16 protein-coding genes and 1 pseudogene are annotated in these 16,799 nt (G+C 68.9%); 7 read left to right on the forward strand and 10 right to left on the reverse strand.

Annotation, left to right across the window (positions count from 1 at the left end; genetic code table 11):
* Positions 1–85 precede the first annotated feature (85 nt).
* Together L0C25_RS09460 and L0C25_RS09465 are read left to right on the forward strand one after the other, a co-directional pair.
* Positions 86–268, forward strand: a complete 183-nt coding sequence (locus L0C25_RS09460) for a hypothetical protein (protein WP_271636240.1) — start codon at positions 86–88, stop codon at positions 266–268.
* A 3-nt stretch (positions 269–271) separates the two neighbouring features.
* Positions 272–1,789, forward strand: a complete 1,518-nt coding sequence (locus L0C25_RS09465; protein ID WP_271636241.1) for a sodium:solute symporter family protein — start codon at positions 272–274, stop codon at positions 1,787–1,789.
* A gap of 97 nt (positions 1,790–1,886) precedes the next feature.
* Here the strand turns inward: L0C25_RS09465 and L0C25_RS09470 are convergent, their stop codons facing one another.
* From L0C25_RS09470 to L0C25_RS09500, 8 genes and pseudogenes are all read right to left on the reverse strand, one after another.
* Positions 1,887–2,438, reverse strand: a complete 552-nt coding sequence (locus L0C25_RS09470; protein ID WP_271636812.1) for a dihydrofolate reductase family protein — start codon at positions 2,436–2,438, stop codon at positions 1,887–1,889.
* Positions 2,439–2,517: 79 nt separating this feature from the next.
* The gene (locus L0C25_RS09475; RefSeq protein WP_271636242.1) at positions 2,518–3,294 is read right to left on the reverse strand and encodes a helix-turn-helix domain-containing protein; all 777 of its coding nucleotides are present in this window, start codon (positions 3,292–3,294) and stop codon (positions 2,518–2,520) included.
* A gap of 33 nt (positions 3,295–3,327) precedes the next feature.
* Positions 3,328–3,834, reverse strand: coding sequence for a GntR family transcriptional regulator (locus L0C25_RS09480; RefSeq protein ID WP_271636243.1), 507 nt, complete (start codon positions 3,832–3,834; stop codon positions 3,328–3,330).
* Between the two features lie 16 nt (positions 3,835–3,850).
* A pseudogene (locus tag L0C25_RS24215) lies at positions 3,851–4,009 on the reverse strand (hypothetical protein); the annotation flags it as partial.
* An 18-nt stretch (positions 4,010–4,027) separates the two neighbouring features.
* Complete coding sequence (locus L0C25_RS09485) at positions 4,028–6,325, reverse strand: xanthine dehydrogenase family protein molybdopterin-binding subunit (protein ID WP_271636244.1); 2,298 nt, start codon at positions 6,323–6,325, stop codon at positions 4,028–4,030.
* Positions 6,322–6,813 carry a (2Fe-2S)-binding protein gene (locus L0C25_RS09490; protein ID WP_271636245.1) on the reverse strand — a complete coding sequence of 164 codons (492 nt, stop codon included), beginning with the start codon at positions 6,811–6,813 and terminating at the stop codon, positions 6,322–6,324. The genes L0C25_RS09485 and L0C25_RS09490 overlap by 4 nt, the downstream gene beginning before the upstream one ends.
* On the reverse strand, positions 6,810–9,185 hold the full coding sequence (locus tag L0C25_RS09495; protein ID WP_271636246.1) for a xanthine dehydrogenase family protein molybdopterin-binding subunit: 2,376 nt from the start codon (positions 9,183–9,185) through the stop codon (positions 6,810–6,812). Before L0C25_RS09495 ends, L0C25_RS09490 begins: the two co-directional genes overlap by 4 nt.
* The gene (locus L0C25_RS09500; protein ID WP_271636247.1) at positions 9,182–10,048 is read right to left on the reverse strand and encodes an FAD binding domain-containing protein; all 867 of its coding nucleotides are present in this window, start codon (positions 10,046–10,048) and stop codon (positions 9,182–9,184) included. The genes L0C25_RS09495 and L0C25_RS09500 overlap by 4 nt, the downstream gene beginning before the upstream one ends.
* An 81-nt stretch (positions 10,049–10,129) precedes the next feature.
* On the opposite strand from L0C25_RS09500, the gene L0C25_RS09505 reads away from it, so the two are divergent.
* The 5 genes from L0C25_RS09505 (at position 10,130) to argG (ending at position 14,806) form a co-directional block, all read left to right on the forward strand.
* On the forward strand, positions 10,130–10,819 hold the full coding sequence (locus L0C25_RS09505) for an enoyl-CoA hydratase/isomerase family protein (protein ID WP_271636248.1): 690 nt from the start codon (positions 10,130–10,132) through the stop codon (positions 10,817–10,819).
* Positions 10,820–10,978: 159 nt separating this feature from the next.
* A complete protein-coding gene (locus L0C25_RS09510) occupies positions 10,979–11,776 on the forward strand; it encodes an SDR family oxidoreductase (RefSeq protein ID WP_271636249.1) in 798 nt (265 codons plus the stop codon).
* Positions 11,776–12,411, forward strand: coding sequence for an SRPBCC family protein (locus tag L0C25_RS09515; protein ID WP_271636250.1), 636 nt, complete (start codon positions 11,776–11,778; stop codon positions 12,409–12,411). The genes L0C25_RS09510 and L0C25_RS09515 overlap by 1 nt, the downstream gene beginning before the upstream one ends.
* 14 nt (positions 12,412–12,425) lie before the next feature.
* Positions 12,426–13,307 carry an alpha/beta fold hydrolase gene (locus L0C25_RS09520; protein WP_271636251.1) on the forward strand — a complete coding sequence of 294 codons (882 nt, stop codon included), beginning with the start codon at positions 12,426–12,428 and terminating at the stop codon, positions 13,305–13,307.
* Between the two features lie 50 nt (positions 13,308–13,357).
* On the forward strand, positions 13,358–14,806 hold the full coding sequence (gene argG, locus L0C25_RS09525; protein WP_271636252.1) for an argininosuccinate synthase: 1,449 nt from the start codon (positions 13,358–13,360) through the stop codon (positions 14,804–14,806).
* 92 nt (positions 14,807–14,898) lie between these two features.
* On the opposite strand, the gene L0C25_RS09530 is transcribed toward argG, so the two are convergent.
* Both L0C25_RS09530 and L0C25_RS09535 read right to left on the reverse strand, forming a co-directional pair.
* Positions 14,899–15,654 (reverse strand): ABC transporter permease, encoded by a 756-nt coding sequence (locus L0C25_RS09530; protein WP_271636253.1) that lies wholly within the window; start codon positions 15,652–15,654, stop codon positions 14,899–14,901.
* Entirely contained in the window at positions 15,651–16,730 is a 1,080-nt protein-coding gene (locus L0C25_RS09535) for an ATP-binding cassette domain-containing protein (RefSeq protein WP_271636254.1), read from the reverse strand. Before L0C25_RS09535 ends, L0C25_RS09530 begins: the two co-directional genes overlap by 4 nt.
* Positions 16,731–16,799 lie beyond the last annotated feature (69 nt).

Genomic DNA, 16,799 nt, shown 5'->3' on the forward strand with positions numbered 1-16,799 from the left:
GGGGGCCACCCATTGACTGTGACGCGGAACTCGTGTCTGATGGATGAGATTTGATATACCACGGGGTTCGGCGAAAGGTTCCGAGGTGAAGAATCCTCGACTGCAGTGGCTCCTACTCGTTCCAGTGATCATCGTGCTCTGCTACGTCCTCCCGTTCACCGCGTTCAGCGATGTCGACGAGTGGTACGGCAGCTTCCTGTTCTGGACCGTTGCGACGGCGGCCGTGATCGGCATCAACGCTGTCGTCAGCTCGGCGTGGAAGGACTGACCCGTGGACGCCACCTACATCTGGACCGGCATCGTCATCTACGTCGTCTTCGCGAGCGTGACCGCCTGGCTGTCGCGCTCCCGCGATGGCAGCGAGTCGAGCATGACCGGCTACTTCCTCGGCAACCGCGGCATGGGCGGCTTCGTGTCCGCGATGAGCTACAGCGCGACCACGTACAGCGCGTTCATGCTGATCGGTCTCGCCGGCCTCACGTACGCGGGCGGCATCGGTGCGCTCGGGTTCGAGTTGATCTACCTCTGCGGCGTGACCTTGGTGCTGGTCTTCGGGCCGCGCTTCTGGCTCGCCGGCAAGGAGTACGGCTACGTCACGCCGTCGGAGATGCTCGGTGACCGGTACGAAAGCCGCGCAGTCGCGGTCGTCACGGCGCTGACGAGCTGCGTCTTCCTGATCCCGTACTCCGCCGTTCAGCTCGCAGGCGTCGGCTACCTGCTCAACGGCATGTCCGACGGGAGCATCTCCTTCACCGCGGGCACCGTGATCGCCACCGTGCTGGCGATCGCGTTCTCACTCGTGGCCGGCCTGCGGTCGGTCGCGTGGACCGACTCGCTGCAGGCGATCATCATGATCATCAGCGCCACGATCGTCGTCCTCGTGGTCATCAACCGCCTCGGCGGCATCGGCGACTTCTTCGACGGCATCACCGAAGCGAGTCCCGGCGCGTTGACGGTGCCCGGCAACGGATTCTTCAGCCTCAGCACGTTCATCGGCCTGACCCTGCCATGGATCTTCTTCAGCATCTCCAACCCGCAGGTGAGCCAACGCCTCTACACACCGAAGTCGATGAAGGACCTCCGGGTCATGCTCCTCGGCTTCATGGCATTCGGCTTCATCTACACCCTCGTCGCCGTGACGTGGGGCTTCGCGGCATCGATCGAGTTCCCCGGCCTCGCGACCGGCGACCTCGCAACGCCGACGCTGTTGTCGTCCGATCTCGTACCGACCGCCCTCGGCGTGATCGTGATGGTCGGCATCATGGCCGCCGCCGTGTCCACGATCGACTCGATCCTGCTCACGCTCTCCTCCATGGTGACGCGCGATGTCTACGCCCAGGCGAAGCCGAACGCGACCGACTCCCAGCAGCTCATGGTCGGCAAGATCGTGATCCCGGTGATCGCGGTACTGGCGTACCTCTTCGCCCGGCTCGAGCTCGATCTGATCGCGGTCCTGTCGGTGTCGGCCTCGGCCGGACTGCTCGTGATGGTGCCGCCGATCATCGGCACCTTCTTCTGGCGCCGCGGCTCGGCGGCGGGCGTCCTGTCCGGCGTCATCGTCGGCGGCGTCGTCGTCGCGGTGCTCGAGTACACCAAGTCCGAGGTGATCACCGGCGGACCGCTGAACGAGATGGGCAAGCTGTGGGGACAGGACTCCGGCGTCTGGGGTCTGCTCGTCTCGGTCGCCTTGTTCATCGCGGTCAGCCTCGCGACGAAGGCGCCCACCGAGAAGGCCGACCGGTTCCTGTCCGTCGTCAGCACGAAGTTGAAGGAGCGCCAGGCCGTCTGACCCGCCCCGTGGGCACCCCGTGCGCACGTTTCGAACCGACACGATGAGGTGTCCCCCGCCGAAGCGTGCGGCCCACGGGGCGCGGGGCGGCGCGGAGTCAGTCGGCCGAGACCCGGTAACGCACCAGCACCGACCCGGTGGGCGTGGTCTTCGCGGAGATCAGGTCGAGCGCCTTGTCGGTGACGCTGTCGAAGAGCCGGTGCCCGGAACCCACGACGTACGGCGTGATCAGCAACCTGACCTCGTCGACGAGATCCTCGCGCAGCAACGACGTTGCCAGGGTCATGCTCCCGCCGACCATGATGTCGCCGGCGATGTCCGCCGTGCGAAGCGGCGCGACCCGTTCGGCCAACGGTGCTTTGGGATCGCCCAGGACCTCGGCGGCTTCCCAGTGCGGGTCGAGCGGCGTCGAGGTCACGACGTACTTGCGGACCGAGTTGATCTTGCGCGCGAACGCATCGTCGTCGGCTCCCTCGTAGCTCGGCCAGTACGTCGCCCAGTCGTCGTACTGGTGTCGGCCCAGCAGGCTCGCCTCCCAGGTCGACAGCTGGTCCTGGAGGTCCTCCGCCATGGCGTCGTCCCAGTTGTGCATGAACTTCTCGGGTGCCTCGACGACCCCGTCGGCGGCGGAGAACAGGCTGACCACCATCTTGCCCACTTCGGGCACCTCCCTGACTTACTGCCTCGCGATGTGTACGACGATCCGGACAGTAGGGCAGCGGCAATGCTCATGTCATGTACAGAAGCGACAGCGGCTCGCGTTCGCCAGTCTGCAGCTCCGCGGCGGTTCGACCGATGAACCTTCGCAGCGACCGGTGCAGATGCGGGTTGTCGTAGAAGCCGAGCGTGGTCAGCACCTCTGCGGACGGCACGCCGTCACGCAGCAGGATGGCGGCATGACGGGCGCGATCCATCTGCCGCGCGGACCCACGGGTGACTCCGGTGGCAGCAAGGAATCGACGCTGCACCGTGCGGCCGGACACGTCCGGCGTTGCGCCTCGCGCTACGTCGGCGACCAGGCGGTCGCGTCGCACGATCTCTTCGCGCGCGAGCCGTCGTACGAATGCCTCGGCGGTGTCGAAGCCGGGGTGCTGCCAGTGGCTCCCGGCCAGGTAGAAGGACCGATCCGAGACGTCGGGGATCGTGATCTGACGGTCCAGCAACTGTCGGCCCGAGGGCAGGTGCGGGAGGTACGTTCCGACCGGGAACTCGACGCCGAAGAACGTCGCCTCCGCGGGTAGCGGCGCCGGGCTCGCCATCGACTCCGGGCCGGTCACGGCCACGCCGACCTCGCCCTGCTGACGCCAGAAGACGAGTCCGACGCGGGGCGTGGCGACCGACAACATCTGCGCGACGTCGCCGTGGCTGCGACTTCGCCAGACACGTTCGATGTAGGGCGACTCCGACGGCCGATGCTCTACTTCCAGTCCGGGCTGGGTCATCCGCTCGGGCTGCGACGGGCGGGCAGCAAGCGCCGCCGTCGCTGCGCTTTGACTACCCTGCACCGTTCCAACAGTACGGGCCCCGGAGCCGCGGGGTCAGTGCGAGATCTCGGACTCGAGGTGGTCGGTGCCGACGATGTGGGTTCGGGTGATGTCCGCGGCACCGTCGGCGTCGCCCGCGGCGAGCGCGACGATCAGCGCGGCGTGCTGCTCGGCCGACGCCGCATGGCTGCGGGTCACTTGCGGACCGTCCGGCATCGCCTGCCACAGCAACCGCATCATCGACAGCAACATCGGTGAACCCGCCGCCTGGTAGATCGTGAAGTGGAACTCGCGGTTCAGTACGCCGTAGCGCGGATCGCCTTCGGCAACGCCGATCATCTCGTCGTTGAGCCCGCGTAGCGTCGCGAGCTGATCCTCGGTGATCGCCTTCGCCGCGAGGCGAGCGCCAAGAGGCTCGAGCGCCGCGCGGATCTGCGCGTTGTCCTCGACGACGCCGCTGCGGGACTCCGAGACGGTCGCGCCACGATGCGGGTCGTTGACGACGAGACCCTCCGACTCGAAGTCGGCGCAGCGCTTCGCGTACGGGTGTCTGGCTGACACCGAAGCGCGCGGCAAGATCGCGCTGGCGCAACGGCTCGGACGGTTCGAGCTCGCCGGAGATGATCAGCTCACGCAGCATCGCGCACACGATGTCGCTCTTCGACGAGTACTGCATGGGTGTGAGGCCACCGATCGCGCTCATCGGATCGACTCCTCTCCCGCTCGATTCGCTCATCCTAGTGTCCCCGTCTCATCACTGTCGGTTGCCGGATTCCGATGCTGCCTGCCGTACGTACCCGATGACGGCGCCGGGCGTGATCGGCAGCTCGCCGATCGACGGTAGGTCGAGCGCATCACTGACTGCGCTCGCGATCGCGGCACCCGCGCCGGTGAGTCCGCCCTCTCCCGCACCGCGTACGCCGAGCGGGTTGGTGGTCGCGGGTGCGTCCTCACACACGACCAGATCGACCACCGGCACCTCCGAGGCGGTCGGCATCAGGTAGTCCATGAACGTCGTCGCCTGTGGCTGCCCGGCGTCGTCGTACGAGAATCGCTCGAGCAGGGCCCCGCCTACGCCCTGGGCCACGCCGCCGCGCAGCTGGCCCTCGACCAGTGTCGGGTTCACCGCGCGGCCGACCTCGTACGCCACCAGGTAACGCAGCACCTCGATCCCACCTGTGCCCGGATCGATCTCGGCGACGCACACATGAGCACCGTACGGGTACGTCATGTGGTCGACGCTGAAGCGATGCCGCGCGTACAGGCCCGCCGGCTCGTCGGCGGCGAGCCACGTGCTGCCCGGCTGGGAGGCGCGCCACACGTCGGCGAACGTGACTGCATTCATGGCGGCGCCACGTACGCGTACCTGAGCGGCGGTCACCTCGACGTCATCGGGTGAGACCTCGAGCATCCGCGCGCCCAGGTCGCGCATGCGGGCCGCGACCTCCCGGCCCGCACCCCGGACGGCACTCCCCGCCACGACGGTCGAGCGGCTCGCCCACGAACCCGTGCCGTACGGCTGCAGCAGGGTGTCGCCGTTGACCACGTCGACCTGGTCGATGTCGACGCCGAACTCGTCGGCGACGATCTGCGCGAGCACGGTCTCGATGCCCTGCCCGAGCGAGGTGCCACCCGAGTGCACGCGAATCCGACCGGTGCTGGTGATCTCTACGTCGGCGGTGTCATGCGGACCGAGTCCGCTCTTCTCCAAGAACATCGACACACCGAGGCCGACCCGCCGCCCTGCCGCGCGCGCACCGCGGACCAGCTCGCGCCACTCGAGGTCGTCGACCTTCGCGAGCGCGCGGTCGAGGAGGCCGGGATAGTCGCCCGCGTCGAGTACGACATCGGTGCCGAGCGTGTTCATCGCCCTTGTGTGCGGGAGTTCTGCAGGTGACAGCAGGTTGCGCCGGCGCAGCTCGACGCGGTCGACGCCGAGTTCCGCGGCGGCCTTGTCGAACAGCTGCTCGCGCGCCGTCGTGCCCTCGAAGCGTCCGGGCGCGCGGTACGTGCCGCACGGCGTCTTGTTCGTCAGCATCACCCGTACCCGGCCCGCGTACGCCGGCACGCGGTAGGGCCCGGGCAGCATCGCGAGCGTCAGCTCGGGGACGATCACGCCGTGCGTACGCACGTATGCGCCGTTGTCATGGCGTACGTCGGCGCGCAGGCCGAGCAGCCGACCGTCGGAGTCGAACGCCGCCTCCACCCGGTGGCGCTGCTCGCGCGAGTGATTGACCGCGACCAGGTGCTCGGCGCGGTCTTCCACCCACGCCATCGGGCGACGAAGCCGGGTGGCGAGCCATGGGATGAGGAAGTCTTCGGGGTAGAACTCGCCGCGTACGCCGAAGCCGCCGCCCGCGTCGACGGCGTGCATCCGGATCGCGTTCTGGTCGATTCCCAACAGGTCTGCGAGCACGTGGCGGTTGAACACCGGCACCTTGGTCGCGCCGAAGACGTCGAGCGCTCCGGTCGCCGGGCTGTAGTCGACCGTCAACGCCCGCGGCTCCATCGGCACCGCGGTGTGTCTGCCGATCGACACGTCCGTCGACACGACCTTCGCCGCTGCCTCGAATGCGGCGTCGACGTCTCCGAAGCCCAGTCGCAGGGTGTCGGCCACCAGCGCCGGACCGTCATCGACATCGAGGAGTACGTCGCGCTCGTCGATGTCGATGTCGACCAGCTCCGCGGCGTCCTCCGCGACGTACGCGGACTCTGCGACCACGGCGGCGAGCGGCTCGCCGACGTAGCGAACGGTCTCCTTCGCGAGCACCGGTTGCAGGTAGGCGGACAGGTCGGCCTCGCCGACGTCGAGGCGCACCGGGATGCGCAGGTCGGACGGAAGGTCGGCGGCGGTCACGACGTCGACCACACCGCGCACTGCCTTCGCCTCGGTCGTGTCGACACCGCGTACGACGCCATGCGCGATCGGCGAGCGGACGATGCGAACGTGCACCGTGTGCGACGGACGGACGTCGGCGCCGAAGCGTCCGTCGCCGACGAGGAGGCGGTGGTCCTCCTTTCGCGGCGCCCGAAGTCCGATCTGCTCGGTCATGCCTGACGTTGTTCCTTGCGCGCGGCAGCGACCTCGACGACCGCGTCGACGATGCCCTGATAGCCGGTGCAGCGACACAGGTTCGCCGACACCACCTCGCGTACCTCTTCGGCGTCGCCCACGGGATCGGTGTCGAGGTACGCCTCGGCCAGCATCAGGAACCCGGGTGTGCAGAAGCCGCACTGGAGACCGTGATTGCGGCTGAACGACTGCTGCAGGTCGTTCAGCTCGCCCCCTTCCTCGGCCAGCGACTCGACCGTGCGTACCTCAGCGCCATCGGCCTGGACGCCGAAGACCAGACAGGCCCGCACGGGCTCACCGTCGAGCAGCACCGTGCAGGCACCGCAGATGCCGTGCTCGCAGCCGAGGTGCGTGCCCGTGAGGCCGAGGTCTTCGCGCAACGTGTCGGCCAGCGTCTTGCGTGACTCCAGCAGCAGCTCGTGCTCGCGTCCGTTGACGGTGAGCGTGACCAGATGACGGTCGATCATGAAGCCTCCCGAGGCGTGTGGAGACGGTGCTCCTTGAAGAGAGTCAGCAGGTCGGCCGGTCGTACGGGGACGTGGTCGATGTCGGCGCCGTACGCGCGCAGCGCATCGTTGAGCGCGGACACGACGGTTGCGGGCGCACCGATGGTGCCACCCTCGCCCATGCCCTTCGCGCCGGTCTCGGTCTGGTCGCACGGGGTCTCGAGATGGTGCACGGCGATCGGCGGTATCTCGCTCGCCGTCGGTACGAGGTAGTCCATGAACGTTCCGGCGAGCGGCTGGCCCTCAGGTGAGTAGACGAGTTCCTCGTACAGCGCCGACGCGATGCCCTGCGCGACGCCGCCGCGAACCTGGCCGTCGACGATGGTGGGATTGATGACGACACCGCAGTCCTCGACCACGATGTAGTCGACGACCCGCGCATCTCCCGTGCCGGGATCGACCTCGACGAGCGCGGCATGCGCGGCGTTGGAGAACATCCCGGGCGGATCGGCCGCCCCGCGCGCCTCGAGCAGCTGCTCGTCGTGCTCGCGCAGCTCATGCGCTCGAAAGTGCACTGTCGCTGCGATCTGCTCGATCGACACGTGCGCGTCCGGCGCACCGCGTACCTCGGCGTGCCCGTCGACGAGGTCGATGTCGGCCGGGTCGGCCTCGAGCAGCTCGCCCGCGACCTTCCGGATCTTGTCGGCCAGCCGACGTGCGGCCACCGCGGCGGACCCGCCCCCGATCACCAGCGACCGGCTGCCGAACGTTCCCCAGCCGAAGCTCACCAGATCGGTGTCGCCCTGGCGGAGCTTGACGCGGTCGGGCGAGATGCCGAGCCGGTCGGCCACGATCTGCGCGAACGTCGTCTCGTGCCCCTGCCCGTGCCCACACGTCCCGCTCGTGACCGTCACCTCGCCCGTCGGGTCCATCCGGACGTGGGAGACCTCGAACCCCGGCGTCATCTGCATCTTGCGCATGCCCATCGTCGGCGTGCCGTATGCGGTGCGCTCGGAGAAGTTGGCGATGCCGATGCCGCGGAGCACGCCGTCGGCGGTCGCCGCCCGGCGTTCCCACCAGCCGGCCTTGCCGATCTCGTCGACGAGGCGATCGAGCGACTCGACGTACGACCCGGGCTCGTACGTGATGCCGTTCGGTCCGGTGTAAGGGAACTCGTCGGCGTGGATGGTGTTGCGGCGACGGATCTCGACCCGGTCGATGTCGAGTTGCTTGGCGGCCTTGTCCATCAGGCGTTCCATGACCAGCACGATCTGCGGGCGTGAGACGCCGCGGTACGGCGCGGTCGGCGGCTTGTTCGTCGCGACGCCACGCGCCCGCGCGGCGTAGCGTCCGACCTTGTAGACACCGGGCAGCTCGGTCGCGGCCATCAGCGGCTCGACGCCACAGCTGAACGGGTACACGGAGTACGCGCCGATGTTGCAGCGGATGTCCGCATCGACGCCGATCAGCGTTCCGTCGGAGTCGAATCCCGCACGCACGAGGTATTCCTGCTCGCGGCCGTGGAAGGCGGCGGTGAGGTTCTCCTGGCGGTCCTCGCTCCATCGCACGCTGTGCCCGAGTTGCTCGGCGACCGCGGCGACGACGACCTCCTCGCGGCCGACAACGCACTTGAGGCCGAAGCCGCCGCCGACATCGGGTGCGATCACGCGTACGCGGCGTTCCGGAAGACCGAGCGCCTGTGCGACTCCGCTGCGTACCTGGTGTGGGACCTGAGTCGACACGTGTAGGACGAGCTGGTCGTCGCGCGCGTCGGGCTGCGCGTGGCAGGCGCGCGCCTCCATCGGCGCAGCCATCACCCGGCCACTGCTGATCGTCTCCTCGAGGACGACCGGCGCGCGGTCGAGTGCCTCGCCGAGCAGGTCGTCGGAGAACATCTGCAGGTCGACGAGCACGCCGTCGGGTGCCTCGTCGTGCAGCGCCCGACCGCCATCTGTGACGTCGCGGATCGACAGCACTGCTTGCGTTTCGTCGAACTCGCAGAGCACAGCCTCCGCGGCGTCCTCCGCGAGGTAGCGCGACTCCGCGACGACGATCGCGACCGGCTCGCTGGCGTACCGCACCCGGTCGTACGCGAGCAGCGGCATCTGCGTGGCGACGAACTCGGCGCGCTCGAGCGCGGCCGTGAGCTGCGGGTAGCCGAGGTCCGCGGCGGTCAGCACCGCATGCACACCTGGCATGGCGAGCGCTTCGGACGCGTCGATCGACGCGATCCGGCCGGCAGCGATCGGGCTGCGCACGAACGTCGCGTGGTAGGCGTGCGGATCAGCGATGTCGTCGACGAAGCGGCCGGCGCCCCGCAGCATCCGTGGGTCCTCGCGGCGGGGCAGCCGGTTGCCGACCCACCGCTGTGGCTTCGCGGTCGATGCCGTCACGACGCACTCCTGGCGTACGCCTCGGCGAGTGCTCGCGTCGTGAGCGTCTCGACCAGATGTCGGCGGTAGTGCTCGTCGCCGTGTACATCACTTGTCGGTCGGATCGCCGCGGCTGCACACCGGGCGGCCTCGGCCCAGACGGACTCGGAGGGCTCCGCGCCGTCGACGATCGCCTCGGCCTCAGCGACCCGTAACGGCTCCGTGGCGACGCCGCCGAGGACGATCCCGACGTCGCTGCATCGGCCGTCGACCACGTCGAACGCCACGGCCGCCGCCGCGATCGCGAAGTCGCCGCGACGGCGCGCGTACTCGGTGAGGGCTCCGTACGGGCGGGGCCGGTTGAAGCGGGTCTCGACGACGAACTCGTTCGGCTCGGCGGCCGTGGTCAGGAAGCCGGTGAACCAGTCGGCGCTCGCGACCCGACGTGTGCCACGCTGTCCGAGGACGACGATGTCGGCGTCGAAGAGGCGCGCGAGCAGGCACCATTCGGCGGTGGGATCGGAGTGCGCGATGCTGCCGCCGACGGTGCCGCGCGAGCGGATCGGATAGTGGCCGATCCAGCGCGCGGCGCGGGGCAGCAGGTCGAAGCCGTCGCGTACCTCAGGCGCCCTGCTCGTCTCGAGCGTGCGGTGGCGGGTGAGGGCGCCGACGCAGAGGGCGTCACCGTCGCGGCGGATGTAGTCGAGACCCTTGACCCGGTTGATGTCCACCAGCGCGCTCGGCCGGGCCAGGCGGAAGTTCAGCATCGGCGCGAGGGACTGGCCGCCGGCGAGGACCTTCGCCTCGTCGCCGAGCTCGGTCAGCAACGCGACGACCTCCTCGGACAGGTACGCCCGGTGGTACTCGAACGGCGCTGGTTTCACACGTCACCCCTTCGAACGGCCGATGATATACCATATCGCAGGAGTGCGACGGAGCACAGTGCGCAGAGTCAGGGGATCCGAATGAGTGATCTACGCGTCGACCGACCGGCCGCGCTGGCCGGAGCGACGCGGGTGCTGATCGACCGGCCCGCGCGTCGCAACGCGCTCACGTACGAGACGGTGCGCGAGCTCCACGATCTCCTGGGCGACACCTCCCACGGCACCCTCGTACTCGGCAGCGCGAGCGACGGAATCTTCAGCGCGGGCGCCGACCTCGACACCGACGACGACACGCGTACGCGACTCTCGGACCTGCTGTACGCATGCTACGAGCGCATCGTGACGCGGCCCGGGATCGTGCTCGCGGTCGTCGACGGCCCGGCGGTCGGCGGCGGTGCGCAACTGTGCGCGGCGGCCGACCTGCGGATCGCGTCGAGTCGCGCTCGGTGGCGCTGGCTCGGGCCCGGCCACGGCCTCGCGGTTGGTGCGTGGATCCTGCCCGATCTGATCGGCCGCTCGCTCGGACTCGAACTCACGCTCACCGGGCGCTGGCTGGGCGCCGACGAGGCGGTACGCAGCGGTTTCGTCGGCGAGCTCCACGACGACCCGTGGGCGCGTACGCGCGAGGTCGCGGCCGGGCTCGCGACCGCCGACGCCGACGCGCTCGCCCGGACCAAGCAGGCCGCGACCCGGCCGTACCTGCTCGATGCGCTGAGCGAGGAGCGCCGCCGCAACGCCGCGGCGTGGTCCGGCCGCGCGCCGGAGCGATGAGACCGGTGGATGTTTACCATGTTAACATGGTAAACATCCACTGTGCACGGCGAATTCGGCATGCAGAGCGGACGCTTGCCGCGCAGAGTTCGGCCACCGACCCTTGACGCACCCGGGTACAACGGTATTTGATATACCAATCGGCTGAAGGAGGACGAGATGGACCTGAACCTGACCGACAAGATCGCGTTCGTCACCGGCGCAAGCAAGGGCATCGGACGCGAGGTCGCGGCCCGTCTGGCCTCCGAGGGGTGCGACGTCGTCATCACGGCCCGCGGCCAGGAGGATCTGGAGCAGACCGCGACCGAGCTCGCCGCCACGAGCGGCCGCAAGGTCGTCGCGCAGGCCGGCGACATGAGCAGCCCGGACGACGTCGACCGCTGCGTACGAGCGGCGCTCGATGCCTTCGGTCGGATCGACATCCTGGTGACCTGCGCCGGCAGCTCACCCGGCGGCCTCCTCGAGGAGCTCACCGAGGACCAGTGGATGCAGAGCCTGAATCTCAAGTTCATGGGCTACGTACGCACGGTGCGCTCGGTCGTACCGCACATGGTCGAGCGCGGCTCGGGCTCGATCGTGCTCGTGGTCGGCAACGACGGCCTCAAGCCGAGCTTCTGGGAGATGACCGCGGGCGCCGCGAACGCCGCCGATCTCAACTTCGCCTCGTCGATCGCCGACCAGTACGGCCCCAAGGGCGTCCGCGTCAACACCGTCAACCCGGGTCCGGTCGACACCGACCGCTGGGACGGCCTCGAGAAGGCGTTCGCGCGCGATATGGGCGTCGACCAGGCGGAGGCCCGCCGACGTGCGGAGGCGTCGATCCCGTTCGGGCGCATCACCCGCCCCGACGAAGTCGCCGCGCTCGTCGCCTTCGTCGCGTCCGACCTCGCGGCGAGCGTGCACGGGGCGCACATCCCCATCGACGGTGCTCAACGCAAGGCCCTGATGGAGCGCTAGTGAAGCTCACCAACTCGTTTCGGATCGAGCGGCCCGCGGCCGAGGTGTTCGACGCGTTCCTCGACATCGAGCGGGTAGCCACCTGTATGCCGGGCGCCCGCTTGGTCGGACATCCCGCCGAGGACACGTACGACGGCGAGGTCTCCGTCAAGGTCGGGCCGCTCGGCGTCTCGTACGCGGGCCAGCTGAAGGTGCTCGAGGTCGAGCACGCCGAGCGCCGGCTGACGATGCGCGCCAAGGGTCGCGAGCAGCGCGGTGCCGGCAACGCCGACGCGTACGTCATCGCGCACGTGCGAGACGATGACGGCGGCACGCTCGTCGAGATCGACACCGAGCTGAACATCCGCGGCAAGGTCGCGCAGTTCGGCCGCGGCGTGATCGGTGAGGTCACCGACGGAGTGATGCAGGCCTTCGCCGCCAACGTGGCTGACCTGCTCTCCGGCAAACGTGCTCCCGTCGGCGTCCCATCGGCCACCACCGAGACGCCGGAACCCGTCGCGGCCGAGCAGAGTCTCGACGCCTGGCGGATGCTCGTACGCCCCGTGCTGCAACGTCATGCGAGCGAGATCGCGACGGTCGCCCTTGCCGGTGTCGCCGCATACGTCGGCGCGCGGCTCGGTACGCGCCGCCGCTAGTCCAAGGAGGAACCGTGCCCAACGCTCACACCGACGACGGCGTCGATCTCTACTACGAGGACACCGGCAGCGGCGACGCGATCGTGTTCCTGCACGAGTTCGCGGGAGATCACCGCTCCTGGGAGCCCCAAGTGCGACACCTCTCCCGCACGTACCGGTGCCTCGTACCGGCCGCTCGTGGCTTTCCGCCGTCCGACGTGCCGTCCGACCCTGACCTGTACAGCCAGCAGCGCGCGGTCGCCGACGCGATCGCCGTGCTCGACGCGGCCGGTGTCGAGTCGGCGTACGTCGTCGGCAACTCGATGGGTGGCTTCGGCGCTCTGCACCTCGCATTGAGCCACCCGGCCCGCGTACGCGGCGCGGTCGTCGCCGGATGTGGCTACGGCGCTCATCCCGACAAGGAGGCCGGCTTCCGTACCGAGTCGGGCAAGATCGCCGAGGCCTTCGAGACGGAGGGTTCCGCGTCGATGTCGCAGTGGTACGGCCTCGGGCCCGCGCGCGTGCAGTACGAGGCGAAGGACCCTCGCGGTCACGCGGAGCACGTACGCGTTCTCTCCGAACACGATCCGGTCGGGGCCGCGAACACGATGCGCGGCGTCCAGATGGAGCGCCCCTCGCTGTACGCGATGCGCGACGAGCTGGCACGCTGTGAGCCGCCCGTCCTGGTGATTGCCGGGGACGAGGACGACGGCGTGCTCGAGACCGACCTGATGCTGAAGCGGACCATCCCGCGGTGCGGTCTCGCGGTGCTGCCGCGTTCGGGGCACGTGACGAACCTCGAGGAGCCGGCGCTGTTCAATGCGCTCCTCGATCGCTTCTTCGCCGCCGTCGAGCACGGCCGGTGGGGCGCGCGGGATCCGCGGTCGCTGTCGGGGTCGACGACGGGCGCGAAGTAGACACGAACCGGCTTGCATTACTATGCATTGCCATGCATATACTTGCACCTATGTCCAAGGTGCTTACCTCTCTGCCCGCCGGTGAACGCATCGGCATCGCCTTCTCCGGTGGCCTCGACACCTCCGTCGCGGTCGCCTGGATGCGCGAGAAGGGCGCGGTCCCGTGCGCGTACACCGCCGACATCGGCCAGTACGACGAGTCCGACATCGAGTCGGTTCCCGGCCGCGCGACCACGTACGGCGCGGAAGTCGCCCGGCTCGTCGACTGCCGTGCGGCGCTCGTCGAAGAGGGGCTTGCCGCGCTTGCGTGCGGCGCGTTCAATCTGCGCTCCGGCAACCGCACGTACTTCAACACGACCCCGCTGGGGCGCGCCGTCACCGGCACCTTCCTGGTCCGCGCGATGCTCGCGGACGACGTGCAGATCTGGGGCGACGGCTCCACCTTCAAGGGCAACGACATCGAGCGGTTCTACCGGTACGGGCTGCTCGCCAACCCGTCGCTGCGGATCTACAAGCCGTGGCTCGACGCCGACTTCGTCGGCGAGCTCGGCGGGCGTACGGAGATGTCGGAGTGGCTGATCGAGCGCGACCTCCCCTATCGGGCGAGTGCCGAGAAGGCGTACTCGACCGACGCGAACATCTGGGGTGCGACGCACGAGGCGAAGACCCTCGAGCATCTCGACGCCGGGATGGAGGTCGTGGATCCGATCATGGGCGTCCGGTTCTGGGACCCCTCCGTCGAGATCGAGACCGAGGACGTGACGATCGGCTTCGAGCAGGGCCGCCCCGTGACGATCAACGGCAAGGAGTTCGGCTCGGCCGTCGACCTCGTGCTGGAGGCGAACGCGATCGGCGGTCGGCACGGCCTTGGCATGTCCGACCAGATCGAGAACCGCGTCATCGAGGCCAAGAGCCGGGGCATCTACGAGGCGCCCGGCATGGCGCTCCTGCACGCGGCGTACGAGCGGCTGGTCAACGCGATCCACAACGAGGACACGCTGACGACCTACCACACCGAGGGCCGTCGGCTGGGTCGGTTGCTGTACGAGGGCCGCTGGCTCGACCCGCAGGCCCTGATGATTCGCGAGTCGCTACAGCGGTGGGTCGGCGTCGCCGTGACCGGCGAGGTGACGCTGCGGTTGCGGCGCGGTGAGGACTACTCGATCCTCGACACTGCCGGGCCGGCGTTCAGCTACCACCCGGACAAGCTGTCGATGGAGCGCACCGAAGACTCGGCGTTCGGCCCTGTCGACCGGATCGGCCAGCTCACCATGCGCAACCTCGACATCGCCGACTCGCGCGCCAAGCTCGAGCAGTACGCCGAGATCGGCATGGTCGGAAGCAACCACCCGGCCCTGATGGACGCTGCCCAGGCGGCGTCGACGGCGCTGATCGGCGCGATGGCGTCGGGCGGCGCCGACGCGATCGCCTCCGACGGCACGGCCCCCGAGGACGACGAGTTCCTGGACTACGCCGCCATGGAAGCCGGCACAGACTGACGCTCGCGGCGATCCCGCCCGCTGAGCCGCACGTTCGTGTGGGACACGCCGGGCGTTTCCCACAAGATCGTGCGGCTCAGGGGGCGGTCAGGTCAGGCGTTCTCCTTGCGGAAGGTGCGCGTACCCCACCAGAGCGCGACGGCGAAGAGCAGCAGGCTCCACAGCGTGCCCGCCATCAGGTCGCCGGTGCCGAAGTCGCCCATGAACGAGCCGCGTACGGCGTCGACGACGTGCCGGATCGGCATGAAGTCGCTGACCGACTGCAACCAGTCGGGGCCGATCGTCATCGGGAGCAGGATGCCCGACAGCAGCAGCACCGGCATCATCACCATGTTGATCACCGGTGCCATGACGTCCTCGCTCTTGGTGGTGAGCGCGAGCGCGTTCGACGCGGCCGCGCACGCCCCGCCGATCAGGATCGTCAGCAGTACGCCCAGCACCATTCCGCCGAACGACGCATCCATGCCCATGAGGTAGCCGAGGACCACCAGGATCACTGCCTGCACCAACAGCTGCAGCTCATCGCGCGCGAGGCGCCCGACGAGCAGGGCCGTACGCGAGGCGGGTGTAACCCGCTCGGCCTCGATGACGCCCTCGCGCCATTCGCCGATCAGGCTGAAGCCGGCGAAGAACGCGCCGAACATCCCGAGCTGCACCAGCAGCCCGGGTACGAAGAACGTGTAGGCGTTCTGTTCACCGAACTGGCTGACGAGCGGCTCGAGCAACGGGCCGAACAGCAGCAGGTACAGGATCGGCTGCAGCGCCCCGATGATCACCCACGCCGGATTGCGCAGGTTCATCCGCAGCTGGCGGCGGAAGACGATGAAGCTCTCGCGGGCGAATCTCACTGGTCGGCTCCCGTCAGTGCGCTGTCGTTCGATGTATCCGCGTCGTCGGACGTCTCGGCATCGCCGGCAGGGTGCTCGCCGGCCGCCTCGGCCGCGTCTTCGGCGTCACGCAGGGACCGACCGGTGAGAGTCAGGAAGACGTCATCGAGCGTCGGCCGATGCACCTCGATCGAGTCGAGGGTGATGCCACCCTGATCGAGATCCCGGAGCAGACCGGGAATCGCCCGACCGGCCCGCTGCACCCGCCCGCGTACGTGCTGTTCCTCGATCTCGACGCCGGGGAGGCCGTCGCGCGGCGGTTCGGCGATCGACCCGAGCTTCTCGGCCGCCACCGTGAGCCTGTCGGGATCGCTCACCTCGAGGTCGATGAGGTCACCGGCCACCTGTGCCTTGAGGTTCTCGGAGGTGTCGGCCGCGACGATCCGGCCGCGATCGATGATCAGGATGCGGTCGCTCAGGGTGTCGGCCTCGTCGAGGTAGTGCGTGGTGAGGAAGACGGTCGCACCGCGGCGGGCACGCAGATCGGCGATGTGCTCCCAGAGGTTCGCCCGGGCCTGCGGGTCGAGGCCGGTGGTCGGCTCGTCGAGGAATACCAACGTGGGCTCGTGGATGAGCCCCATCACGATATCGAGGCGACGCTTCTGCCCGCCCGACATGTTCTTCGGCATGCGGGTCCACAGCCCGTCGAGCTGCAGCTGGTCGAACAGCTCCTTGCCGCGTTTCTCGACCTCGGCCTTCGTACGCCCGTAGAGCATGCCGTGGTCCATCACCTCCTCGCCGGCGCGCGCGGCGCTGAACGTGCCGCCCGCCTGCGAGACGTACCCGATGCTTCGGCGTACGTCTTGTGCCTGGCTCACGACGTCGTACCCGGCGACGGTCGCCTCACCTGCCGTCGGCTTCAACAGGGTGGTGAGCATCCGAAGCGTCGTCGTCTTGCCGGCGCCGTTCGGACCGAGGAAGCCGACGACCTCGCCCTCCTCGACGTCGATGTCGACGCCGTCGACCGCACGCACCTCGGTCTTCTGCTTGCCTTGACGCGTGTGGAACGTCTGCACGAGTCCACGGGCACGGATCACTGGAGCTCCTCTTCTGGGTGGGTCGACCAGTATGCGACGCACGCATCCGGCGCGGCGAACGATTTCTCG

The organism is Solicola gregarius (assembly GCF_025790165.1).
GTDB classification, from domain to species: Bacteria; Actinomycetota; Actinomycetes; order Propionibacteriales; family Nocardioidaceae; genus Solicola; species Solicola gregarius.